The sequence below is a fragment of the Paraburkholderia sp. CNPSo 3274 genome (assembly GCF_024206475.1).
GTDB lineage: Bacteria > Pseudomonadota > Gammaproteobacteria > Burkholderiales > Burkholderiaceae > Paraburkholderia.
Window position 1 is genome coordinate 40,017 of record NZ_JAMBPR010000050.1, and the last position, 23,463, is coordinate 63,479.

Sequence of the window (23,463 nt, forward strand, 5' to 3'; positions counted from 1 at the left end):
GCGTCTCACCCGAATCTTGCTACTCGCCTTAGTGCACCACGCGCTCGAACACGAACTTGCCGTCGTGCACGCCGACCGGAATCACATCCTTCGGTCCAAACTTGCCCGCGAGGATCAGCTTGGCGACCGGGTTCTCGATCTCCTGCTGAATCGCGCGCTTGAGCGGCCGTGCGCCGAATAGCGGGTCGTAACCGACCTTGGCGATCTGGCTCAGCGCGTCGTCCGACACTACGAGCTCCATGTCGAGCTTCTCCAGTCGCTCGCGCAGACGCTGCAACTGGATCTTCGCAATCGATTCGATGTTCGAGCGATCGAGCGCATGGAACACCACGACCTCATCGATCCGGTTCAGGAACTCGGGGCGGAACTGCTGCTTCACTTCGTTCCACACGGCGTCCTTCACGGCTTCCTGCGGCTCGCCCGCCATCGCTTGAATGAGGTGCGAACCGAGGTTCGACGTCATCACGATCACGGTGTTCTTGAAGTCGACGGTGCGGCCCTGGCCATCGGTCATGCGGCCGTCGTCGAGCACTTGCAGCAGCACGTTGAACACGTCCGGGTGCGCCTTTTCGACTTCGTCGAGCAGGATCACGCTATACGGCTTGCGACGCACGGCCTCGGTCAGATAGCCGCCCTCTTCATAGCCCACGTATCCCGGCGGCGCGCCGATCAGACGCGCCACGCTGTGCTTCTCCATGAACTCGCTCATGTCGATGCGGATGAGATGATCTTCCGAATCGAACAGGAAGCCCGCCAGCGCCTTGCACAGCTCGGTCTTGCCCACACCCGTCGGCCCGAGGAACAGGAACGAGCCATACGGCCGGTTCGGGTCCGAGAGACCGGCGCGCGAGCGGCGAATCGCGTCGGCAACAGCGGTAATGGCCTCGTCCTGGCCCACCACGCGCTCATGCAGCTTATCTTCGATCTGCAGCAGCTTTTCGCGCTCGCCCTGCATCATGCGCGAAACGGGAATGCCGGTCGAACGCGACACGACTTCCGCGATTTCTTCGGCGCCCACGAGCGTGCGCAGCAAGCGCAAACGTGTGGGGTTGTTCTGCTCGTTCGCCTCGGCTAGCGTCACCTGCTTGAGCTGCGCTTCGAGTTCCGGCAACTTGCCGTACTGGAGTTCCGCAACCTTCTCGAGCTTGCCTTCGCGCTGGAAGCGATTGATGTCCGCGCGCACGCGGTCGATCTCTTCCTTGATCTGCGCGCCGCCCTGCACCGCGGCTTTCTCGGTGGTCCAGATCTCTTCGAGGTCCTTATATTCGAGGCTCAGTCGGTCGATCTCTTCCTCGATCAGCTGCAAACGCTTTTGCGACGCTTCGTCCTTCTCCTTCTTGACGGCCTCGCGCTCGATCTTCAGCTGGATCAAGCGGCGATCGAGCTTGTCCATCGCTTCCGGCTTCGAATCGATTTCCATCTTGATCTTCGAAGCCGCTTCGTCGATCAGGTCGATGGCCTTGTCCGGCAGGAAACGGTCGGTGATGTAGCGATGCGACAGCTCCGCCGCCGCGACGATCGCCGGGTCGGTGATTTCCACGCCGTGGTGCAGCTCGTACTTCTCCTTCAGGCCGCGCAGGATCGCGATGGTCGCCTCGACCGACGGTTCATCGACGAGCACCTTCTGGAAGCGGCGTTCGAGCGCGGCGTCCTTTTCGATGTACTTGCGATATTCGTCGAGCGTGGTCGCGCCGATGCAGTGCAGCTCGCCGCGCGAAAGCGCCGGCTTGAGCATGTTGCCCGCGTCCATCGCGCCTTCGGCCTTGCCCGCGCCGACCATCGTGTGAATTTCGTCGATGAAGACGATGGTCTGCCCTTCGTCCTTGGCGATGTCGCTGAGCACGGCCTTCAGGCGCTCCTCGAACTCGCCGCGATATTTCGCGCCCGCGAGCAGTGCGGCCATGTCGAGCGAGAGCACACGCTTGCCCTTGAGCGTCTCGGGCACTTCGCCGTTGACGATGCGCTGCGCGAGGCCTTCGACGATGGCCGTCTTGCCCACGCCCGGTTCACCGATCAGCACCGGATTGTTCTTGGTGCGGCGTTGCAGGATCTGGATCGAGCGGCGGATTTCGTCGTCGCGGCCGATCACGGGGTCGAGCTTGCCCGAACGCGCGCGCTCGGTCAGATCGACGGTGTACTTCTTGAGCGCTTCACGCTGGCTCTCGGCGTCCTGGGTGTGCACCTGCGCACCGCCGCGCACCGCGACGATCGCCGCTTCGAGCGCCTTGCGCGTCAAGCCGTGCTGGCGCGCGAGACGACCCGCTTCGCCCTTGTCTTCGGAAACGGCGAGCAGGAACATCTCGCTCGCGATATACGTGTCGTTGAGCTTCTGCGCTTCCTTGTCGGCCTGATTGAGCAGACCCGTGAGCTCGCGGCCGATCTGCACGTTGCCGTCGGTGCCCCGCACCTGCGGCAAGCGATTGATGGCGTCGTTGAGCGTGTTCTGCAGCGCCTGGACCTGCACGCCCGCACGCGACATGAGCGAGCGCGCGGAGCCGTCCTGCTGCGCGACGAGCGCAGCCAGCAGGTGAACGGGTTCGATGTACTGGTTATCGTGGCCCACCGCGAGGCTTTGCGCGTCGGCGATGGCTTCCTGGAACTTGGTGGTGAGTTTGTCGATTCTCATTGGATGCGAGACCTCCAGATTTCTAGACTGTCACCAAATTTGAGGGGGGACACGCCGGTTTCAAGCGCTCTGGCGTCATTTTTTCCGATTTTTTGGATTCGAGCACGGGCAGCGGCCGTCGGCAAGCCCTGCCGAGGCGTGACAAAACGGGGAAACAATGCGACGCGACCGCAGCCGCACGAGGCAGAGCGCTACGGCTGGGCGCCGCTGCTCAGGAGAGAAGAAAAACCGAAGGGGTGACGTTGACGCGCCCTTCAATGCTCCCGCGAAGACACCGGTCGAGCCGCTTGCGCACGCGGCATGAACTGGATAGGTGCGAGGCCAAGCAGCCCGGACAGTTCGCCTGCCGGCTGCGCCAGTTCGCCGATGGTATGGCGGTCGAGTTCCGCGAGGAACGCATCGCGCGCCGCAACCAGTACGTGTTTGAGACGGCACTGCGGCTCGATGACACAGCTACGCCGGTCGCCATGTTCGTCCGGAAAGCAGCCGACGAGCGAGAAGTCGCTCTCGGTCTGACGGACGACCGCGCCGACGCTCAGATCGAGCGAAGCCGGCGCGAGCCGCAAGCCCCCATTGCGCCCGCGAACGGTGTCGACCCAGCCAAGCTCACCAAGGCGCTGCACGACTTTCATCAGATGGTTCTTCGAAACGCCATAGGCGTCCGAAATCTCCTGGATCGTGGCCAGGCTGTCGCGACGCAGCGCGAGATACAACATCACGCGCAACGAATAGTCGGTGTAGTCGGTCAGTCTCATGGCGGCGGCAGGGACGGAGGTGGTGTGGGTGACAGAAGCCCATACAATAACATGCAGGTAGCATGCAGGTTTTGCCTGGACTGGGTATGATTGCCACTTCGATGGTCACTTCGCAGTCCCTCGCGGCTTGTATGCGGCTCACGGCCGCATCGTGCCGGCGCCCCGCCGCCGACTACACGCCAGGCACTCCAGGTATCACCCAGGCCCCAAATGATTCGCCCCGACACCCGCCCCGCCGCCGCGCTGCACGCCCAGCCCACTGAAGAGAACATCCGCGAACTCGTCTACGCGTTCTACGACCGCGTGCGCGGCGACGCCATGCTCGGCCCGGTGTTCGACGGCGTGCTCGCCGGGCGCTGGGACGAACATCTGCCCAAAATGTGCCGCTTCTGGTCGAGCCTCGTGGTCGGCACCAGGAGCTACCGCGGCAATGTGCAGCAGGCGCACGATCCGGTGCCAGGCGTCGAGCCGCAGCATTTCAGCCGCTGGCTCTATCTCTTCCTCGATACGGTTCAGGGGCGCTACGAGCCCGCGGCGGCGGTGCAGTTCATGGAACCCGCGCTGCGTATTGCGCAAAGCCTGCAATTGAGCCGCTTTGGCTGGGATTACGCGATCCCGCCCGAGCAACAGGCGCTTCTCGATCGCGTAGCGCCGCGCAGGCGCCCCGCCGGGGACGGCCATGACTTACCCACGCGCCCGACAGGCGAGCCGTTTCCAGCCCGTTTCGTTGGCCGCCAGATGGATGTCGACGAGAGCACGCCGGCAGAGTGAGCACATCTGCTTGCAGCGGGGTGCCGGAATAGGCGGTTAGTTGCATTAGAGAACGCACGGGTGAGCTAAAACCGTCGCTTCACCCTGAAAGACGAACGCCTAGCTGGATTCCGGCGAAGCGTTCCCCGACGCCACACCCCAGCGCGCCAGCGCCGTATCGTCACTCTCGCGTGCATCGACCCAGCGCGCGCCCTGCTCCGTCTCTTCCTTCTTCCAGAAAGGCGCCTCGGTCTTGAGGTAGTCCATGACGAACTCGCAGGACGCGAAAGCGTCGCCACGATGCTTCGAGGTCGTCGCAACCAGCACGATCTGGTCGAGCGGCGCGAGCTTGCCCACCCTGTGCACGATCAGCACCTCGATGCCTGACCAGCGCCGCTGCGCCTCCTCGACGATCGCCTCCAGCGCCTTCTCGGTCATGCCTGGATAGTGCTCGAGTTCGAGCGAGGCGATCGTGCTGCCGTCGTTCAGATCGCGCACCGTGCCGACGAAGCACGCCACCGCGCCGATCGCCGGATTGCGCGCGCGCAACTGCGCAACCTCGGTGGTGAGGTCGAAATCTTCCGTTTGTACGCGCACGGGCATCGTGAGTCTCCCGTGGCGCTCAGCCGCCCGTCACAGGCGGGAAAAACGCCACTTCGCAGCCCTCGGTGATACGCGTGCGCGGATCCGTCATCACGTGATTGCAGGCCATGCGCAGCGCGCGGCCTTCCGCCAGCGTCTCGGCCCACACACCGCCGCGCGCACGCAGCCAGCCGCGCACGTCGCCGACCGTCACGATGGCGTCAGGCAGCGTGACCGTTTCGTCCGCGACGCCTAGCGCCTCGCGCACACTCGCAAAAAATTTCAACTGGATCTTCATCGCTTGAGGCTTTTCAGTACAGCAATTCGGTGAACGGAATAAAGCGCACGGTCTCGCCTGCGCTGATCGCGTGGTTGGGCGGATTGTCGATGAGACCGTCGCCCCAGACCGTGGAGGTGAGGACCGCCGAACTCTGGTTCGGGAACAGGTCGAGACCGCCAGCCGGGTTCACGCGCGCACGCAGAAATTCGTTGCGGCGGTCGCGCTTCGTCTGGGTGAAGTCGGCGCGCAGCGAGAGCGCGCGCGGGCTCACGTGCGTCGCGCCCGCGAGTCGCAGCAGGAACGGGCGCACGAACAACAAAAAGGTGACGAAACTCGACACCGGGTTGCCCGGCAGCCCGATGAAGAACGCCTCGCCGGTTTCCACGCCCGTTGCCCCTTGCGCTCGACGCACCGCGCCGAACGCGAGCGGCTTGCCCGGCTTCATGGCGATCTGCCACAGGTTGATACGGCCTTCGGCCTCGACGGCGGGCCGCACGTGATCCTCCTCGCCTACCGAGACACCACCCGAGGTGAGGATGAGGTCGTGGGCGGCGGCCGCCTCGCGCAGCGTCGCGCGCGTGACGTCGAGTTGGTCCGGCACGATGCCGTAGTCGGTGACGTCGCAGCCGAGGTTGCGCAGCAGGCCCGTGAGCGTGAAGCGGTTCGAGTTGTAGATCGCGCCGGGCTTGAGCGGCTCGCCTGGCATCGTCAGTTCGTCGCCCGTGAAGAACACCGCGACCTTCACGCGGCGCACGACGGTGAGCGCGGCGCACCCAACCGACGCCGCGAGCCCGAGCGCTGCCGGCGTAAGGCGCGTGCCCGCCGGCAGGATCACGGTGTTCTTGCGGATGTCCGCGCCCTGCGCCGTGATCCATTCGCCGGCCTTGGGCGTGTGCAGAAAAGTGACGGCGCCTTCCGCGGCCTCGGTCTGCTCCTGCATCACCACGGCGTCCGCGCCCGGCGGCACCGTCGCGCCCGTGAAGATGCGCGCGGCCGTCCCCGCCGCGAGCGGTTGTGGCGCGTGGCCCGCGGGAATGCGCTGCGAAACCGGCAGATGGCGGCTGCCTTGCGCGAGATCGGCCACGCGCACCGCGTAGCCGTCCATCGCGCTCGTATTCATCGGCGGCACGTCGAGCGGCGAGACGACGTCTGCGGCGAGCACGCGGTTCAGCGCGTCGAACGTCGATATCGTTTCGGTGCCGGCGAGCGGCTTCGCCGCGGCAAGCAGCGCGGCAAGGGCGTCGGCGGTGGAGAGCATCGGCGCGCGCGGCGCGGGTGCCGGCGCAGCGGAAGACGGGGACGTAGGCGTGGACATCGAGGTCGTCTCGGACTTGGCGGGCGAGCCGCCAGCAGCGGTTGGTCTGCCGTTATTGTAGCGGCGTGATCGGCGCGCTGTGCCGTATGCCGTGGATATCCCTGGCGCGCAATGCGTGCGAGTGCGCGGGATCGGCTGGCGCGTTGCCGCGGCCGGATTCGAGCAACCCGCCGCCGCGTAAAAGCTGATGAGATGTCGACGCGCCAGGACCGCAAGCAGATCCGGCCCCGGCTGCGTAGATCAGTCCGCCGTGTGAGCGGCGATATAGTCCTTCACGCGCTGGGCGTCGGCAGGCACGACTTCGAAGCGCTGCGGCAGCGCCTCAAGGCCTTCGAACGCCGCCGGACGCTCCGGCTCACGGTCCAGCGCTTCGCGAATCGTCTCGCCGAACTTCACTGGCTGCGCGGTTTCGAGCACGATCATCGGCACACCCGGCTGCAGGTGTTCGCGGGCGACCTTCACGCCGTCGGCCGTATGAGTGTCGATCATCGTCTTGTAGCGCGAGTAGATGTCACGAATCGTGGCGATGCGGTCGTCGTGGCTGCTGCTGCCCGACACGAAGCCGAACTGCTCGACGCGCACGAAGTCGCCGCTCGCCACGAGATCGAAACCGCCCTTCTCCTCGACGTCGCGGAACAACTGCGTCACGCGCGCCGGATCGCGGCCAAGCAAGTCGTACACGAAGCGCTCGAAGTTCGACGCCTTCGAGATGTCCATGCTCGGGCTCGTCGTGTGATACGTCTCGGCCGAGCCGCGCACGCGATAAATGCCGGTGCGGAAGAACTCGTCGAGCACGTCGTTCTCGTTGGTCGCGACCACGAGCTTTTCGATCGGCAGGCCCATCATGCGCGCGATATGGCCCGCGCACACGTTGCCGAAGTTGCCCGAGGGCACCGTGAACGAGACGCGCTCGTCGTTCGACTGCGTCGCCGCGAAGTAACCGGCGAAGTAGTACACGACCTGGGCCACGACGCGCGCCCAGTTGATCGAGTTGACCGTGCCGATCTTCTGCTGCGCCTTGAACGCGTGATCGTTCGAAACCGCCTTGACGATGTCCTGGCAGTCGTCGAACACGCCTTCCACGGCCAGGTTGAAGATGTTCGGGTCCTGCAGGCTGAACATCTGCGCCGTCTGGAACGCGCTCATCTTCTTGTGCGGCGAGAGCATGAACACGCGCACGCCCTTCTTGCCGCGCATGGCGTATTCAGCCGCGCTGCCGGTGTCGCCCGACGTCGCGCCGAGAATGTTCAGTTCCTGGCCGGCCTTCGCGAGCGTATACTCGAACAGGTTGCCGAGCAGCTGCATCGCCATGTCCTTGAACGCGAGCGTCGGGCCGTTCGAGAGTTCGAGCAGCGAGAGCTGCGCGCCGTTTTCCTCGCCGAGCGTGGTGAGCGGCGTGATCTTGCTCGCGTCTTCGCCGTGGCGCACGTTGCGGTACGTCTCGCCCGTGTAGGTGCGGCGCGTGATGTCGCGCAAGTCGTCGGCCGGAATGTCGCCGGCGAACTTCGAGAGGATCCCGAACGCGAGATCCGCGTACGAGAGGCCGCGCCAGCGCGCGAGCTCTTCCTTGCTGATCCGCGGATACTCGGCCGGCAGATACAGGCCGCCGTCGCGCGCGAGGCCGCCCAGCAGGATGTCGGAAAACGAATGATGCTCGCCGGCGCCCGCGCCGCGCGTAGATACGTAATTCATAGCCCTTGCCTTAGTTCAGTCCTTCCATGCGCAGCTTCGTGACCTGCGACTTCACCGTCGCGAGCTTTTCGATCTGCGCGATCGCCGCGTTGACGTTCTTCTCGACCGTCTCGTGCGTGATCAGGATGATGTCGGTTTCCGCCTTGCCTTGCGCGTCGACCTGCTCCGCTTCCTTTTGCAGCAGCGCGTCGATCGAGATGCCGCTGTCCGCCAGGATGCGCGTGATGGCCGCCATCACGCCGGTCTGGTCCGCCACGCGCAGGCGCAGGTAGTAGCCGCTCGTGACTTCGTCGATCGGCAGGATCGGCGTGTTCGAGAGGCTGTCCGGCTGGAACGCCAGATGCGGCACGCGGTGCTCGGGGTCGGCCGTGTGCAGACGCGTCACATCCACGAGATCGGCCACCACGGCGGATGCCGTCGGCTCGGCGCCTGCGCCCTTGCCGTAGTACAGCGTCGTGCCCACGGCGTCGCCATGCACGACCACGGCGTTCATCGCACCCTCCACGTTGGCGAGCAGGCGCTTGGCCGGAATCAGCGTGGGATGCGTGCGCAGCTCGATGCCGCGATCGGTGCGGCGCGCGATGCCGAGCAGCTTGATGCGATAACCCAGTTCTTCCGCGTACTTGATGTCGATGGCGTCGAGCTTGCTGATGCCTTCCACGTAGGCCTTGTCGAACTGCACGGGTACGCCGAACGCGATCGCGCTCATGATTGTGGCCTTGTGCGCGGCGTCCACGCCTTCGATGTCGAAGGTCGGATCGGCTTCGGCGTAGCCCAGTTCCTGCGCGGCTTTCAATGCGGTCGCGAAGTCGAGCCCGCGCTCACGCATTTCCGAGAGGATGTAGTTCGTCGTGCCGTTGATGATGCCGGCGATGTACTGGATGCGGTTGGCCGTGAGGCCTTCGCGCAGCGCCTTGATGATGGGGATGCCGCCCGCCACCGCCGCCTCGAACGCGACCATCACGCCCTTGGCGCGCGCCGCTTCGAAGATCTCGGTGCCATGCACCGCCAGCAGCGCCTTGTTCGCCGTGACGACATGCTTGCCGTTGGCAATGGCGCGCAGCACGAGATCCTTGGCCAGCGTCGTGCCGCCAATCATTTCGGCGACGATCGAAATCGAGGGGTCGTCGACCACCGCGTTGAAGTCGGTCGTCAGCTCGACGGCGCCGGCTTCACCGCCGAGCGCCGCCGTGGCCTTGGCCGGGTTGCGCACGGCAATGCGCGCCACCTCGATGCCGCGGCCCGCGCGGCGTTTGATTTCTTCCTGGTTGCGGCGCAGTACCGTGAAGGTGCCGCTGCCCACCGTGCCGAAGCCCAAGAGACCTACTTTGATCGGATCCATGCAGCGTGTGTTCGTCCAAGTGTTTGAAAAGGGAGTGCGTGTGACTTGCTCAGGTGCCGTACCGCTGACGATAACCGTCGAGGAAGCGCGCGATGCGGTTGATCGAATCGGACAGGTCGTCGACGTTCGGCAGGAACACCACGCGGAAGTGGTCAGGCTGCTTCCAGTTGAAGCCCGTGCCCTGCACGAGCAGCACGCGTTCTTGCAGGAGCAGATCGAGGATGAACTGCTGGTCGTTCTCGATCGGATAGAGCTTCGGGTCGAGGCGCGGGAACATGTAGAGCGCCGCCTCCGGCTTCACGCAGGTCACGCCCGGAATAGCCGTGAGCATGTTGTATGCAAGCTCGCGCTGGCGATAGAGGCGCCCGCCCGGCTGGATCAGCTCGTTGATGCTCTGGTAGCCGCCCAGCGCCGTCTGGATCGCGTACTGGCCCGGCACGTTCGCACACAGGCGCATCGAGGCGAGAATGCCAAGACCTTCCGTGTAGTCCTTCGAGCGGCGGCGGTTTTCCCCCGTCATGCCCGAGAGGAACATCCAGCCCGCGCGGTAGCCGCACGCGCGATAGCTCTTCGAAAGACTGTTGAGCGTGACGGTGATCACGTCTTCGGAGAGCGAGCCGAGCGCCGTGTGCGTCTTGCCGTCGTAGATGATCTTGTCGTAGACCTCGTCGGCGAACAGGATCAGGCCGTGCTCGCGCGCGATCGCCACGAGGCCGCGCAGCAGGTCGTCCGAATAGAGCGCGCCGGTGGGGTTGTTCGGGTTGATGACGACGATCGCGCGCGTGTTCGGCGTGATCTTCGAGCGAATGTCGTCGAGGTCGGGCATCCACGCGTTCGACTCGTCGCAGATGTAGTGCACGGGCGTGCCGCCGGAGAGGCTCACCGCGGCCGTCCACAGCGGATAGTCGGGCGCGGGCAGCAGCACTTCGTCGCCGTCGTTGAGCAGCGCCTGCATGGCCATGACGATCAGTTCGGACGCACCGTTGCCGATGTAGATGTCGTCGAGCTCGACGCCCCTGACGCCCTTTTGCTGCGCGTAATGCATGATCGCCTTGCGCGCCGCGAACACGCCCTTCGAATCCGAATACCCCGAGGAACCCGGCAGGTTCAGGATCATGTCCTGAATGACCTCGTCGGGCGCGTCGAAACCGAACGGCGCGAGATTGCCGATGTTCAGCTTGATGATGCGATGGCCTTCTTCTTCGAGGCGCTTCGCGTGCTCGAGCACCGGCCCGCGGATGTCGTAGCAAACGTTCTGCAGCTTGTTGGATTTGAGAATCGGTTTCACGGCGGGCTATCGGTCAGAGAAGCGGTCAGAGAATCAGTCAGAGCGTCAGAGGCGAGTCAGACGCGGTAAAAGGGCTGGAACAGGCTGAAATGCCCTTGACCGGCCGGCGGATGGCGCCTTGGCGGACAAGACAGGCAAGGGAGCCGGAGGGGCGCCCCCCGGCGGGACAAAAGCCGTGCACGATTGCGTGGAAGCGCCGGGCGCACGCACAACGCCACGGAAAGCGTCCGCTGGCCAACCCGACCACCCCGGCAGCTTGTGGCTGCCCTCGCCCGATGCGCGGATGGCGCGCGTAGCGGCCTGCCGGCGCGGTCTACCCGCGGGCGCCGCCGCAGCGGCGGCTAAAAAGCTATAATTTAGCGGATTTTGACCAACTTCCGCAATGCGCAATCGGCCAGGAGGCGGGTCGCGAAGCGGGTGACAAGGCGGGCTACAAAGCGGCTCGCGCCGCGGCCGGCGTCGGCACAGGATATGCGCCCCCATCGCTTGCGCACCCGACCTGCCCTTACCCCGGAACCCCGTTTTGAAACTACACCAGGACTCCAGCGCCGCGCTGAACACCGTGACCGCTTACGGCGCCGACTACGTCGAAGTGAACCTCGAACGCCATACGGGCAGCATCATCGTGATGCCCGAATCGCCGGTCACCCACTGGCCGGTGCAGTCGTTCGACGCCCTCACGCCCGAACTCTTCGAGATGCTTCTCCCGCTGAACCCGGAAGTGGTCGTATTCGGCAGCGGAGAGCGGCTGCGCTTTCCGCATCCGCGCCTGACCGCGGCGCTGACCGCGAAGCGCATCGGCGTCGAGGCGATGGACTTCAAGGCCGCCTGCCGCACCTACAACATCCTCATGGCCGAAGGCCGCCGCGTGGCGGCCGCGCTTCTGATCGAAAGCTGACGCGCCTTAAGCTTGCCATCAGGTCGCCGCGCGGCGGCGTAGTACACTTGCGCGCCGCGTGCGAAGCGCGCGCGCCGGACCTGGCCCGCATGCCGCACGCGGCCAACGCGCGCGCCCCGCACCTCGACCGCAACGACTGCAACAAGAACAGGCTGAAAACCATGAACGATACGCCATCGAGGCTACCGCTCAACCGCAGCGCGATCCTGCTCCTGATCCTCGCCCTCGCCGTGATCTGGTTCCTGCCGCTCGGCTGGCGCCATCTGCTGCCGAGCGACGAAGGCCGGTACGCCGAAATGGCCCGCGAAATGCTCGCGAGCGGCGACTGGATCACGCCGCGCTACAACGGCTACAAGTACTTTGAAAAGCCCCCACTGCAAACCTGGATGAACGCGCTCACGTTCGCGTGGTTCGGCATCGGCGAGTGGCAGGCGCGCCTCTACACGGCGCTCACCGGCTTCGCGGGCGTGCTGTTGATCGGCTTCACCGGCGCGCGCGTGTTCAACGCCGCCACGGGCTTCTTCGCCGCGGTCGTGCTCGCCTGCGCGCCGTACTGGAACCTGATGAGCCACTTCAACACGCTCGACATGGGCCTGTCGTTCTGGATGCAGCTCACGTTGTGCGCGCTGCTGCTCGCGCAGCGCCCGAACCTGCCCAAAGCGCACGCGCGCCTGTGGATGTGGGTGTCCTGGGCGGCCATGGCGATGGCGGTACTGTCCAAGGGCCTTGTCGGCCTGATCCTGCCAGGCGCCGTGCTCGTGCTCTATACGGCGATTTCGCGCGACTGGGCGCTCTGGAAGCGCCTCTATCTCGTGAGCGGCCTGATCGTGTTCTTCGCGATCGTTTCGCCGTGGTTCATCCTCGTGCAGCAGCGCAATCCCGAGTTCTTCAACTTCTTCTTCGTCGTCCAGCAGTTCCAGCGCTACCTCACGCCCGCGCAGAACCGCCCCGGCCCGTTCTACTACTTCTTGCCGGTCATGCTGGTGGGCTTCCTGCCGTGGCTTTCGGTGAGCGTGCAGAGTGTGCGCCATGCGCTGCGCGCGCCGCGCCAGCCCAACGGTTTCTCGCCCGTCATGCTAATGCTTGTGTGGACGGTGTTCATTTTCCTGTTCTTCAGCGCCTCGCACTCCAAGCTCGTCTCCTACGTCCTGCCGATCGCGCCGCCCGTTGCGCTCATCATCGGCATGTATCTGCCTGTCATGACGCGCGTCCAGTGGAACAAGCACCTCGCGGGCTACGCACTGTTCGCCGTCGTGTTGATGGCGGCCTCGTTCGTGCTCACGCGGCTCGGCGACGCGCGCAATCCGAACGCGCTCTACCGGGAGTTCCAGGTATGGGTGTTCGCCGCGGCCGCGGTGGCCTTCGTCGTCACCATGGCCGGCCTGCGCCTGAACCGGGCGAAGCGCACGCCCGACACCGGCGCGCGCGCACCGGCGCTCGCGCTCGGCACCGCGTGGCTGCTGCTCGCGACCATTGCGGGCACGGGCCACGACGTGTTCGGCACCCTGAGTTCCGGCGCGCCGCTTGCGCCCGCGGTGCGCGCCGCCATTGCGAAGTTGCCGCCCGACACGCCGTTTTACTCGGTGGGCGTACTCGACCACACCCTGCCTTTCTACGTGCGCCATACGATGACGATGGTCGAGGTCACCGACGAGCTTGCCTTCGGCATCTCCGAGGAGCCGCAAAAATGGGTGCCGACCATTGCCGACTGGGAGGCGCGCTGGAAGTCCGACCGCTATGCGCTCGCGCTGATTCCCGTGAAGCGCTACGAAGAACTGGCCGCGCAAGGCCTGCCGATGCAGGTGATCGCCCGCGACGCGCGGCGCGTGATCGTTGAAAAGCCGCAATCCTGAGCGCTTCCTGGCCCCGATTGACGCATGGGCGATAATTGGGCGGACCGCGCAGGCGCGCCCGGCGCGGCCCGGCCTGCGCGGCCCGGCCGCCCCAGCTCCCGCCACAATCCGATAACCCGTTGAACCACCCTTTCCGATGAATCCGATTTCCCTGATCTGCATCCTCGCCGGCGTCGGCCTCAACGCGTGTGCGCAACTGTTGCTGAAAGCGGGTGTCAATGCCGTTGGACACTTCGAATTCAGCCGTGCGAACATCTTGCCCATTGGCTTGAAGCTCGCGTCCCAAGTGCCGATTCTCGGCGGGCTCACCTGCTACGTGTTCAGCGTGGTCGTGTGGATCGTCGGGCTCTCGCGCGTGGACGTCTCGATCGCCTACCCGATGCTCTCGCTCGGCTACGTGGTCAATGCGTTCGCGGCGTGGTATCTGTTCGGCGAGGTGCTGAGCGTGCAGCGGCTCGTGGGTATCGGCATCATCCTGATCGGCGTGTTCGTGCTGGCGCGCAGCTAATGCGCCACGGCGCGCGCGATTCTGGCGCGCGTGGCGAGACCGCTTGCAGCGCAGCGTATTGCGCCCATATAGGCATTTCGTAAGATGCGCCGCGGCAGCCTCGCTGCCTGGCCCCACTTTCTGACGAGCAAAGAGCAAAGCACTCATGACCCAGTCATCCCCGCAGTCGCCCCTTCCGTTCCTGCCGTTTGTGCGCCCCGAAATCGACGAGGAAACCATCCAGGGCGTCGTCGATGTGCTGCGCTCGGGCTGGATCACGACCGGCCCGCAGAACCAGGCGTTCGAGGCGGCGCTCTCCGAATACTGCGGCGGCCGTCCCGTGCGCACCTTCAACTCGGGCACGGCGACGCTCGAAATCGGTCTGCGCATTGCCGGCGTGGGTCCCGGCGACGAAGTCATCACCACGCCCGCCTCGTGGGTCGCGACCAGCAATGTGGTCTATGAAGTCGGTGCGACGCCGGTGTTCGCCGACATCGATCCCGTCACGCGCAACATCGACCTCGACAAACTCGAAGCCGCCATCACGCCGAAGACGAAAGCCATCATTCCGGTCTTTCTCTCGGGCCTGCCCGTCGACATGGACCGGCTCTACGCGATCGCCCGCCAGCACAAGCTGCGCGTGATCGAGGACGCTGCGCAAGCCTTCGGTTCGACGTGGAACGGCAAGCGCATCGGCGCGATCGGCGACATCGTCTCGTTCAGCTTCCACGCCAACAAGAACCTCACGTCGATCGAAGGCGGCGCGCTCGTCCTCAACGACGAAGCCGAGGCCGTGCTCGCGCAGAAATACCGCCTCCAGGGGATTACGCGCACGGGCTTCGACGGCATGGACTGCGACGTGCTCGGCGGCAAGTACAATCTCACGGATGTGGCGGCGCGCGTCGGGCTCGGCCAACTCAGGCACATCGAGCGCTTCACCCGTCAGCGCCACGCGCTCGCGCGGGCCTACTTCGCGGGTTTCGAGGGCGGCGCGGCAGCGAAACTCGGCATTGGCCTGCCGCTCGCCGACTTCGCCAACAGCAACTGGCACATGTTCCAGATCACGCTGCCGCTCGACAAGCTCGCGATCGACCGCGCTGGTTTCATGGGCGAACTCAAGGAGCGCGGCATCGGCTCGGGCGTGCATTACCCGGCCATCCACCTCTTCACGCTCTACCGCGAGCGCGGTTTCAGGGCGGGCATGTTCCCGCACGCGGAGCGCTTCGGCGCGAGCACGGTCACGCTGCCGCTCTTCACGCAGATGACCGAAGCCGATGTGGCGCGCGTGTGCAGCGCGGTGAACGAGATTTGCGCGAAGTTTGCGAAGTAGTTCGCAAGGCAGGCAGTAACAGAAGTCGAGGACTGGATGGAGCCGCCCTGACGGGCGTGGGAGCAGAGTAAGCGCTCAAGCGCTAACTCCGGTCGACACAGGGGAAACGCAGGCGGACGGCGCAGCGCATACGCCGCCGATTTGCGCACGCAGCAAACCGAAGCATCAAATAACGGAATCGACGCACACATGAGTCAAACGGAACAAGGCACCTTGACCCCGGACACGCCGGAAGTCTCGGTCATCATTCCGGTCTACAACGAGGAAGCTGGCCTCCCCGCGCTGTTCGCGCGCCTGTATCCGGCGCTCGACAAGCTCGGCACCTCGTACGAAGTGATCTTCATCAACGACGGCAGCCGCGACCGCTCGGCCGCGATGCTCGCGGAGCAGTTCCGCGCGCGTCCCGATAGCACACGCGCGATTCTGCTCAACGGCAACTACGGCCAGCACATGGCGATTCTCGCGGGCTTCGAGCAGGCCCGCGGCGAGATCGTCATCACGCTCGACGCCGACCTGCAAAATCCGCCCGAGGAAATCGGCAAGCTCGTCGAGAAGATGCGCGAGGGCTACGACTACGTCGGCACCATCCGCAAGCAGCGCCAGGACAGCCTCTGGCGGCGCAAGGCCTCGCAGGCGATGAACCGTCTGCGCGAGCGCATCACGCGCATCAAGATGACCGACCAGGGCTGCATGCTGCGCGCGTACAACCGCCGCATCATCGACACGATCAACCGCTGCGGCGAAATCAACACCTTCATTCCGGCGCTCGCCTACACGTTCTCGCAGAACCCGGTCGAGGTGGAGGTCGCGCACGAGGAGCGCTTCGCGGGCGAATCGAAGTACTCGCTCTACAGCCTCATTCGCCTGAATTTCGACCTCGTGACGGGCTTCTCCGTCGTGCCGCTGCAGTGGCTCTCGTTCATCGGCGTGATCCTCTCGCTCGGCTCGGCAGGCCTCTTCCTGCTGCTGCTGATTCGCCGCTTCATCCTCGGCGCGGAAGTGCAAGGCGTGTTCACGCTCTTCGCCATCACGTTCTTCCTGCTCGGCGTGATCATCTTCGCGCTCGGTCTGCTTGGCGAGTACATCGGCCGCATCTACCAGCAGGTGCGCGCGCGTCCGCGTTACCTGATCCAGACGATCCTCGAGGAGCGCAATGGCCGCGCCGTCGTCGATACGCCGCGTCAGGATTTCATGCAGGCCGCCGCATTTGCCCAACCGGCCGAACTCGTGCACCCGGCAAGTGCCGCTGCAAGCCCGGCCGCCACGAACCCGGCCAACGAAGGAGCGGGCCAATGAAGCCGCGCGCCGTTGTCTTCGCGTATCACAACGTGGGTGTGCGCTGTCTGCAAGTGTTGCTCGCGGGCGGCGTCGACGTCGCGCTCGTCGTCACGCATGAAGACAGCCCGACTGAAAACATCTGGTTCGGCAGCGTGAAGTCGGTGGCCGAGGAGCATGGCATCGAGGTCGTCACACCCGCCGACCCGAAGAGCGCCGAGCTGCGCGCGGCCGTTTCCGCGGCGCGCCCGGACTTCATCTTCTCGTTCTACTACCGGCACATGCTGCCCGTGGACCTGCTCGCCCTCGCCGGTCGCGGCGCTTACAACGTGCACGGCTCGCTCCTGCCGAAATACCGCGGCCGCGTGCCCACGAACTGGGCCGTGCTCAACGGCGAAACCGAAACGGGCGCCACGCTGCACGAAATGGCCTCGAAGCCCGACGCGGGCGCGATCGTCGCGCAAACCCCGGTGCCGATCCTCCCCGACGACACCGCCGCGCAGGTATTCGAAAAGGTGACGGTCGCCGCCGAACAAACGCTCTGGCGCGTGCTGCCCGCGCTAATCGCGGGCGAGGCGCCGCATCTGCCGAACGATCTCACCCGCGGCAGCTACTACGGCGGGCGCAAGCCGGAGGACGGCCGCATCGATTTCGGCCAGAGCGCGCAGCAGGTGTACAACCTGATCCGCGCCGTTGCGCCGCCCTATCCGGGCGCGTTCGTCGACATCGGCGACGAGCGTTTCGTGATTGCCCGCGCGCGTCTCGTGCGCCCCGGCTCGCAAGATGCCGAAAGGGTCCGCCCCCTCGCCGGATTGCCCGCCGGCATCCACGTAAGCGATAATGCGCTTTTCGCCGTCTGCGGCGACGCACGCGCCATCGCGATCCACGAACTGCGGCATGCGCATGACGGTCAAGAGACCGTGATCAGCCCCGCCGCGTTCTCCGAACTCATTTCATCTGTCCCCCGTCCATGACCAAAAAAGTTCTGATCCTGGGTGTGAACGGCTTTATCGGCCACCACCTCTCCAAGCGCATCCTCGAAACCACGAATTGGGAAGTGTTCGGCATGGACATGCAGACGGATCGCCTCGGCGACCTCGTCAAGCATGAGCGGATGCACTTCTTCGAAGGCGACATCACGATCAACAAGGAGTGGGTCGAGTACCACGTCAAGAAGTGCGACGTGATCCTGCCGCTGGTCGCCATCGCGACGCCCGCCACCTATGTGCAGCAGCCGCTGCGCGTGTTCGAGCTCGACTTCGAAGCGAACCTGCCGATCGTGCGTTCGGCCGTGAAGTACCGCAAGCACCTCGTCTTCCCGTCGACCTCCGAGGTCTACGGCATGTGCTCCGACGAGCAGTTCGATCCGGACGCCTCGGCGCTGACCTACGGCCCGATCAACAAGCCGCGCTGGATCTACGCGTGCTCGAAGCAGCTCATGGACCGCGTGATCTGGGGCTACGGCATGGAAGGCCTGAACTTCACGCTGTTCCGTCCGTTCAACTGGATCGGCCCGGGCCTCGACTCGATCTACACGCCGAAGGAAGGTTCGTCGCGCGTCGTGACGCAGTTCCTCGGCCATATCGTGCGCGGCGAGAACATCAGCCTCGTGGATGGCGGCGCGCAAAAACGCGCGTTCACCGACATCGACGACGGCATCGAAGCGCTCATGAAGATCATCGAGAACAAGGACGGCGTCGCCACGGGCAAGATCTACAACATCGGCAACCCGACCAACAACTTCTCGGTGCGCGAACTCGCGCACAAGATGCTCGCGCTCGCCGCCGAGTTCCCGGAATACGCGGACATGGCGAAGAAAGTGCAGCTCGTCGAAACGTCGTCGGGTGCGTACTACGGCGCGGGCTATCAGGACGTGCAGAACCGCGTGCCGAAGATCGACAACACGAAGCAGGAACTCGGCTGGGCGCCGAAGTCGACCTTCGACGAAGCGCTGCGCAAGATCTTCGAAGCGTACCGCGGCCACGTGGCCGAAGCGCGTGCGCTCGTCGAGCAACATTAAGCGTTAGAGAAAGGACCTCGCCACTTGGCCCGCATCGTCCTGAAAATCGACGTCGACACGCTGCGCGGTACGCGCGAAGGCGTGCCGAATCTCGCGCGCATCTTCGACCGCTACAAGGCACGCGCCACGTTCCTGTTCAGCCTCGGCCCCGATCACACGGGCTGGGCGCTGCGCCGCGTGTTGCGGCCGGGCTTTCTCAAGAAGGTCTCGCGCACGTCGGTGGTTGAGCACTACGGCGTGAAGCAGCTGATGTACGGCGTGCTGCTGCCGGGCCCCGACATCGGCGTGGAAGCCGCGGCTGAAATGCGCGCGATTCACGAAGCCGGCTTCGAGTGCGGCATCCATACGTGGGATCACGTGTACTGGCAGGACAACGTGCGCAAGCGTGACGCGCAATGGACCGCGCGCCAGATGCAGAAGAGCCACGACCGCTTCACGCGGATCTTCGGCACGCCGCCCGTCACGCACGGCGCGGCGGGCTGGCAGATGAACGAGGCCGCCTTCGAGCAGATCGACACGTGGGGCATGCGCTACGCCTCCGACGGGCGCGGCCATTCGCCCTACCGTCCGGTGGTGGCGGGCCGCACGCTAAACCACGTGCAAATGCCCACCACGCTGCCCACACTCGACGAGGTGCTCGGTGTCGATGGCGTCGATACCGATACGGTCGCCGCGTGGATGCTCAAGCGTACCGAAAACAACCCGCACGACCAGGTCTTCACGCTGCACGCGGAACTCGAAGGGCAGAAGCTCGCGCCGGTGTTCGAGCAGCTGCTCGCCGGCTGGCGCGCGCAAGGCCATACGTTTGCCACGATGGGCGACTACCATGCGACGCTGGACCCGGATTCGCTGCCATCGTACCCTGTCACCTGGGGCGAGATCGCCGGCCGCTCCGGCCAGCTCATCGTTCAGCCCGACTGAATCCGCCGCCCGCGCGCCGCGGGGCGCCTGCCAGGAACCGCGCCCGCGCAAAGCCCCCTGCCGCGGGCGTCCCGGCGAAACGGCGCCGTGCGCTGCGGCAACGCCAGCCAATAACAAAGGGAGAGCCACGTGCCTGACGTGACCATCGCAGTCGACCACCCCGTTCCGGACTTCACCGCCCCCGCGACCGGCGGCGACTTTACGCTTTCGAGCCTGAAGGGCAGCAAGGTGGTGCTGTACTTCTATCCGAAAGACAACACGCCGGGCTGCACGACCGAAGGCCTGCAATTCCGCGACCTCTATCCGAAGTTCAAAAAGGCCGGCGCGCAGATCGTGGGCGTGTCGCGCGATAGCGTGCGCTCGCACGATAACTTCAAGGCCAAGCTCGAACTGCCGTTTACCTTGGTATCGGATGCCGACGAAGCGCTGTGTACGCTCTTCGACGTCATCAAATTGAAGAAAATGTATGGCAAACAGGTACGAGGTATCGAACGCTCGACCTTCCTGATCGACGCTACCGGCGTGCTGCGCCAGGAGTGGCGCGGCATCAAGGTCCCGGGCCATGTCGATGAAGTTCTGGAGGCTGTACAAGCGCTTTGAGGAGCGTTATATTGGGCTGCAATGAGTGCCTGTCCAACCCTTTTTACGTCGCGTCGCGACGGTATCGCAGCCGGTCAAGGAATGACCGGAAGTGCGTATCCGAGGCAACGGGACGACACCGAAGTGAAGCCGCTTGCCTCGTCATCCGGGGCGGCGGCTTTTTTGTTTGTTCCATGCTGTTCCCTCCCGCTTTTCTCCCCGTTCGTGCCGGCTTTGCGACCCGGCGCGCGCAAACGTCAAGGAGCTGATCGAAAACCAGGCGAACCGGCATTTTCTGACATGAGCGCGCACCTTGCGCAGTAACGGCGGAGGCCTACCCGGCACCCGCACGCACCGCCCGAAAGCGCGCCTTACTGGGTAACCCCGCGACCACTCGACCCGATTATTTCGAGGGACACCATGCCTTTGCCTACTCCCCCCAGCAAGCTCGGCAACCTGCTGCCGCCCGAAGAATACAAGGCGCGTGCCCGCACGACGCGCAGCACACGCAAGGCAGCGAGCGAGAACGACGCCGCCGATGTTGCCGAATACGGCCCCGCGAGCGTCGCCGAACCGATGACGCAGGCCGCCAACGCCGCGACCACGTTGCGCACGGTGCCGCTTTCGAGCGCCAGCGCCGAACTGGCTGCGCTCGAGCCGGTCGCACCGGCGCCCGCGCGCAACAAGCGCAACAACAGCAAGCAAGTCACGGCCGCGTTGCTGCAGCCTCTCGAGGCACGCACCGGAGCCGACGAGACGCCCGTTGCGCGCGGCGGCAAACCGGACTCGGCAAAAGCCTCTGGCGGCGCCGCTGCGCCCGCCACGCGCGCCGGGGCGAAAAAACGCGTGCATCCCGAAGAGAGCACCGAAGTCCAGAAGCTCTTCGTGCTCGACACGAACGTGCTGATGCACGACCCGACCTGCCTGTTCCGTTTCGAGGAACACGACGTCTATCTGCCGATGATGACGTTGGAAGAACTCGACAACCACAAGAAGGGCATGTCGGAGGTCGCGCGCAACGCGCGCCAGGTGAGCCGCACGCTCGACCAGCTGGTCGCCAATGCGGGCCCGATCTCGGAAGGCATTTCGCTTGGCCGCCTCGGCAGCCGCGAGGCGCTTGGGCGCCTGTACTTCCAGACCACGCTCACGCATATCGATCCGGTCGATGGCCTGCCCCAGGGCAAAGCCGATAACCAGATCCTCGGCGTGGTACGCGCGCTGCAGCGTGACCGGCCGGACCGCCTCGTCGTGCTGGTGTCGAAAGACATCAACATGCGTATCAAGGCCCATGCGCTCGGCCTGCCCGCTGAAGACTACTTCAACGACCAGGTTCTCGAAGACAAGGACCTGCTGTACTCGGGCGTGCGCGCGCTCCAGCAGGACTTCTGGTCGAAGCACGCAAAGGGCATGGAGTCCTGGCAGGACACCAAGACCGGCACGACGTACTACCGCGTGACGGGCCCCGAGTGCCTCTCGATGCTCGTGAACGAGTTCGTCTATCTCGAGCCGCAGAACGGCGAACCGGCGTTCCACGCGATCGTGCGCGAGCTCAACGGCAAGACGGCGCTCCTGCAGACGCTGCGCGACTATGGCCACCACAAGAACAACGTGTGGGGCATCACGGCGCGCAACCGCGAGCAGAACTTCGCGCTGAACCTGCTGATGAATCCGGAGATCGACTTCGTCACGCTGCTCGGCCAGGCCGGCACGGGCAAGACGCTCGTCGCGCTCGCGGCAGGCCTCGCGCAAGTGCTCGACGAGAAGCGCTACAACGAGATCATCGTCACGCGCGCGACCGTGCCGGTTGGCGAGGACATCGGTTTCCTGCCGGGCACTGAGGAGGAAAAGATGCAGCCGTGGATGGGCGCCTTCGACGACAACCTCGAAGTCCTCCAGAAAACCGACGACGCCGCCGGCGAATGGGGGCGTGCCGCGACCCAGGAGCTGATTCGCTCACGCCTGAAGGTCAAGAGCATGAACTTCATGCGCGGCCGCACGTTCGTGGACAAGTATCTGATCATCGACGAGGCGCAGAACCTCACGCCGAAGCAGATGAAGACGCTCGTCACACGCGCGGGTCCGGGCACGAAGATCGTGTGTCTCGGCAACATCGCGCAGATCGACACGCCGTATCTGACCGAAGGCAGCTCCGGCCTCACCTACGTGGTGGATCGCTTCAAGGGCTGGGCGCACAGCGGCCACGTGACGCTCGCGCGCGGCGAACGCTCGCGGCTTGCCGATTACGCGTCCGATATCCTGTAATCCATTCGCTCGGCGCCGCCTTTCGAGGGCGCCCATGCACATGGCGAGGACCGTATCCGGGGAACCGGATGCGGTCCTTTTTTATTGCCCGCGCGTCCCACAAGCACAACAGTTGGCGCACGAACTTCAAGTAAGTTGTGAAGAATTCTTGCGAAAGCGCTGACGGGCGGGCTACCATCCGCCCATGATCCGTTTTCCCAATGGCGCACGCGTCGCGCGCGCCACATCCGCTTCATGCGTCGACTCTGGCTTCCGCTTCTGATCGCAGTCCTGCTTGCCGCGTGCTCCAGCGCGCCGCAAAAGGTATCGCGCAGCGGTTCGTCTTCCAGCGAAAACGCGTGGCGCACCAAGCCGCCGGGCTTTCCCAATTTCGTCGATCACAGCGTGGGCCGCGAGGAAATCTCGATCCAGGCGATGGGGCTCGTGGGCATTCCGTATCGGTGGGGCGGCAATACGCCCGATAGCGGCTTCGATTGCAGCGGTCTCGTCAAATACGTGCTTGCGCGCTCGGCCTCCGTGGACTTGCCCCGCACCACGGCCGAAATGAGCATGCGCGGCGAAACGATCGAGCCCGACGAGATTGCCGCCGGCGATCTCATCTTCTTCAATACGACAGGGCGGCCGCATTCGCACGTCGGGATATACGTCGGCAACCTGCGCTTCGTCAACGCGCCTTCGACTGGCGGTACGGTGCGTCTCGACTATCTGACCAACTCCTATTGGGCGAAGCGCTTCGACGGGATCCGCCGCATGGCGCCGCCCAAGCGCACGCCTTTCGAGACACCGACCTGGGAAGCGTCTGCGCCGGCTGAACGTGCGCCCGGCGTGACCGCCGCGCCACCGGCTGCCGCAATGGCGAGCGTCGCGCCGGTTGCGGCGGCGCAGCCCGCGCCGCGAGCCGCGGCTGCGAGCCAGAACCGCATCGTCGCTGCACCGCAGCCGGCCTATGCGGCAACGCCAGCCAACGTGCCGACGGCTTCCTCAGCCGCCGACGCATTCGAGCCGCCGCCCGCCTCGCTCGGCACGGCGCAGACGCAGGCGCGCGACGCGGGCGCGCTCGCACCCACGGTTGCGCCTGGCAACAGCGCGCCTGCCTACACTGCCAGCCCCGCCGCCAGCGCCCCGCGCGACGCCATCGATCCCGCCGCGGACGCCTTCCAGCCCCCGCCGCCCACGGCAAGCGCAGCAGCGCGCCAGGCCGGCCAGGT

The 23,463-nt window shown here is 65.2% G+C and carries 20 protein-coding genes; 12 read left to right on the forward strand and 8 right to left on the reverse strand.

The window, feature by feature from the left end:
- Positions 1-28 precede the first annotated feature (28 nt).
- Together clpB and M3I54_RS29080 are read right to left on the reverse strand one after the other, a co-directional pair.
- A complete protein-coding gene (gene clpB, locus M3I54_RS29075) occupies positions 29-2,626 on the reverse strand; it encodes an ATP-dependent chaperone ClpB (protein ID WP_254342112.1) in 2,598 nt (865 codons plus the stop codon).
- A gap of 254 nt (positions 2,627-2,880) precedes the next feature.
- The gene (locus M3I54_RS29080; protein ID WP_254342113.1) at positions 2,881-3,381 is read right to left on the reverse strand and encodes an Rrf2 family transcriptional regulator; all 501 of its coding nucleotides are present in this window, start codon (positions 3,379-3,381) and stop codon (positions 2,881-2,883) included.
- A 210-nt stretch (positions 3,382-3,591) separates the two neighbouring features.
- Between M3I54_RS29080 and M3I54_RS29085 the strand changes: the two genes are divergently transcribed.
- The gene (locus M3I54_RS29085; protein ID WP_254342114.1) at positions 3,592-4,152 is read left to right on the forward strand and encodes a group III truncated hemoglobin; all 561 of its coding nucleotides are present in this window, start codon (positions 3,592-3,594) and stop codon (positions 4,150-4,152) included.
- Between the two features lie 99 nt (positions 4,153-4,251).
- Here the strand turns inward: M3I54_RS29085 and M3I54_RS29090 are convergent, their stop codons facing one another.
- The 6 genes from M3I54_RS29090 to M3I54_RS29115 all read right to left on the reverse strand — a co-directional run bounded on the left by M3I54_RS29090 (position 4,252) and on the right by M3I54_RS29115 (position 10,630).
- Positions 4,252-4,734, reverse strand: coding sequence for a molybdenum cofactor biosynthesis protein MoaE (locus M3I54_RS29090; protein ID WP_254342115.1), 483 nt, complete (start codon positions 4,732-4,734; stop codon positions 4,252-4,254).
- Positions 4,735-4,753: 19 nt separating this feature from the next.
- Positions 4,754-5,011: a molybdopterin converting factor subunit 1 gene (gene moaD / locus M3I54_RS29095; protein ID WP_069267522.1), complete on the reverse strand. Its 258-nt coding sequence runs from the start codon at positions 5,009-5,011 to the stop codon at positions 4,754-4,756.
- Between the two features lie 13 nt (positions 5,012-5,024).
- Positions 5,025-6,251 carry a gephyrin-like molybdotransferase Glp gene (gene glp / locus M3I54_RS29100; RefSeq protein ID WP_375542230.1) on the reverse strand — a complete coding sequence of 409 codons (1,227 nt, stop codon included), beginning with the start codon at positions 6,249-6,251 and terminating at the stop codon, positions 5,025-5,027.
- 297 nt (positions 6,252-6,548) lie between these two features.
- The gene (thrC, locus tag M3I54_RS29105; protein WP_254342117.1) at positions 6,549-8,000 is read right to left on the reverse strand and encodes a threonine synthase; all 1,452 of its coding nucleotides are present in this window, start codon (positions 7,998-8,000) and stop codon (positions 6,549-6,551) included.
- 10 nt (positions 8,001-8,010) lie between these two features.
- Positions 8,011-9,342: a homoserine dehydrogenase gene (locus M3I54_RS29110; RefSeq protein WP_254342118.1), complete on the reverse strand. Its 1,332-nt coding sequence runs from the start codon at positions 9,340-9,342 to the stop codon at positions 8,011-8,013.
- Between the two features lie 49 nt (positions 9,343-9,391).
- Positions 9,392-10,630, reverse strand: a complete 1,239-nt coding sequence (locus M3I54_RS29115; protein WP_254342119.1) for a pyridoxal phosphate-dependent aminotransferase — start codon at positions 10,628-10,630, stop codon at positions 9,392-9,394.
- A gap of 523 nt (positions 10,631-11,153) precedes the next feature.
- Between M3I54_RS29115 and M3I54_RS29120 the strand changes: the two genes are divergently transcribed.
- The 11 genes from M3I54_RS29120 to M3I54_RS29170 all read left to right on the forward strand — a co-directional run.
- Positions 11,154-11,528 (forward strand): Mth938-like domain-containing protein, encoded by a 375-nt coding sequence (locus M3I54_RS29120; RefSeq protein ID WP_254342120.1) that lies wholly within the window; start codon positions 11,154-11,156, stop codon positions 11,526-11,528.
- Between the two features lie 161 nt (positions 11,529-11,689).
- Positions 11,690-13,381 (forward strand): glycosyltransferase family 39 protein, encoded by a 1,692-nt coding sequence (locus M3I54_RS29125; RefSeq protein ID WP_254342121.1) that lies wholly within the window; start codon positions 11,690-11,692, stop codon positions 13,379-13,381.
- Positions 13,382-13,517: 136 nt separating this feature from the next.
- Positions 13,518-13,889 (forward strand): SMR family transporter, encoded by a 372-nt coding sequence (locus M3I54_RS29130; protein WP_254342122.1) that lies wholly within the window; start codon positions 13,518-13,520, stop codon positions 13,887-13,889.
- Positions 13,890-14,034: 145 nt separating this feature from the next.
- Positions 14,035-15,198, forward strand: coding sequence for a DegT/DnrJ/EryC1/StrS aminotransferase family protein (locus M3I54_RS29135; RefSeq protein WP_254342123.1), 1,164 nt, complete (start codon positions 14,035-14,037; stop codon positions 15,196-15,198).
- 189 nt (positions 15,199-15,387) lie between these two features.
- Complete coding sequence (locus tag M3I54_RS29140; protein ID WP_254342124.1) at positions 15,388-16,494, forward strand: glycosyltransferase; 1,107 nt, start codon at positions 15,388-15,390, stop codon at positions 16,492-16,494.
- Entirely contained in the window at positions 16,491-17,447 is a 957-nt protein-coding gene (locus tag M3I54_RS29145; RefSeq protein ID WP_254342125.1) for a formyltransferase, read from the forward strand. The genes M3I54_RS29140 and M3I54_RS29145 overlap by 4 nt, the downstream gene beginning before the upstream one ends.
- Positions 17,444-18,493 (forward strand): bifunctional UDP-4-keto-pentose/UDP-xylose synthase, encoded by a 1,050-nt coding sequence (locus M3I54_RS29150; protein WP_254342126.1) that lies wholly within the window; start codon positions 17,444-17,446, stop codon positions 18,491-18,493. The genes M3I54_RS29145 and M3I54_RS29150 overlap by 4 nt, the downstream gene beginning before the upstream one ends.
- A gap of 24 nt (positions 18,494-18,517) precedes the next feature.
- On the forward strand, positions 18,518-19,414 hold the full coding sequence (locus M3I54_RS29155) for a polysaccharide deacetylase family protein (protein WP_028204907.1): 897 nt from the start codon (positions 18,518-18,520) through the stop codon (positions 19,412-19,414).
- A gap of 138 nt (positions 19,415-19,552) precedes the next feature.
- Positions 19,553-20,014 carry a peroxiredoxin gene (locus M3I54_RS29160; RefSeq protein ID WP_028204906.1) on the forward strand — a complete coding sequence of 154 codons (462 nt, stop codon included), beginning with the start codon at positions 19,553-19,555 and terminating at the stop codon, positions 20,012-20,014.
- A 399-nt stretch (positions 20,015-20,413) separates the two neighbouring features.
- A complete protein-coding gene (locus tag M3I54_RS29165; protein ID WP_254342127.1) occupies positions 20,414-22,255 on the forward strand; it encodes a PhoH family protein in 1,842 nt (613 codons plus the stop codon).
- A gap of 234 nt (positions 22,256-22,489) precedes the next feature.
- Positions 22,490-23,463: C40 family peptidase (locus M3I54_RS29170; RefSeq protein ID WP_254342128.1), on the forward strand; the 974-nt coding region annotated here is incomplete at its 3' end.

Coding starts and splice junctions, on each gene's coding strand:
- M3I54_RS29140 (WP_254342124.1), top strand. CDS start 15,388: ATGAGTCAAACGGAACAAGGCACCTTGACCCCGGACACGCCGGAAGTC.
- thrC (WP_254342117.1), bottom strand. CDS start 8,000: ATGAATTACGTATCTACGCGCGGCGCGGGCGCCGGCGAGCATCATTCG.
- M3I54_RS29130 (WP_254342122.1), top strand. CDS start 13,518: ATGAATCCGATTTCCCTGATCTGCATCCTCGCCGGCGTCGGCCTCAAC.
- M3I54_RS29090 (WP_254342115.1), bottom strand. CDS start 4,734: ATGCCCGTGCGCGTACAAACGGAAGATTTCGACCTCACCACCGAGGTT.
- glp (WP_375542230.1), bottom strand. CDS start 6,251: ATGCTCTCCACCGCCGACGCCCTTGCCGCGCTGCTTGCCGCGGCGAAG.
- clpB (WP_254342112.1), bottom strand. CDS start 2,626: ATGAGAATCGACAAACTCACCACCAAGTTCCAGGAAGCCATCGCCGAC.
- M3I54_RS29125 (WP_254342121.1), top strand. CDS start 11,690: ATGAACGATACGCCATCGAGGCTACCGCTCAACCGCAGCGCGATCCTG.
- M3I54_RS29150 (WP_254342126.1), top strand. CDS start 17,444: ATGACCAAAAAAGTTCTGATCCTGGGTGTGAACGGCTTTATCGGCCAC.
- M3I54_RS29110 (WP_254342118.1), bottom strand. CDS start 9,342: ATGGATCCGATCAAAGTAGGTCTCTTGGGCTTCGGCACGGTGGGCAGC.
- M3I54_RS29165 (WP_254342127.1), top strand. CDS start 20,414: ATGCCTTTGCCTACTCCCCCCAGCAAGCTCGGCAACCTGCTGCCGCCC.
- M3I54_RS29085 (WP_254342114.1), top strand. CDS start 3,592: ATGATTCGCCCCGACACCCGCCCCGCCGCCGCGCTGCACGCCCAGCCC.
- M3I54_RS29080 (WP_254342113.1), bottom strand. CDS start 3,381: ATGAGACTGACCGACTACACCGACTATTCGTTGCGCGTGATGTTGTAT.
- M3I54_RS29145 (WP_254342125.1), top strand. CDS start 16,491: ATGAAGCCGCGCGCCGTTGTCTTCGCGTATCACAACGTGGGTGTGCGC.
- moaD (WP_069267522.1), bottom strand. CDS start 5,011: ATGAAGATCCAGTTGAAATTTTTTGCGAGTGTGCGCGAGGCGCTAGGC.
- M3I54_RS29135 (WP_254342123.1), top strand. CDS start 14,035: ATGACCCAGTCATCCCCGCAGTCGCCCCTTCCGTTCCTGCCGTTTGTG.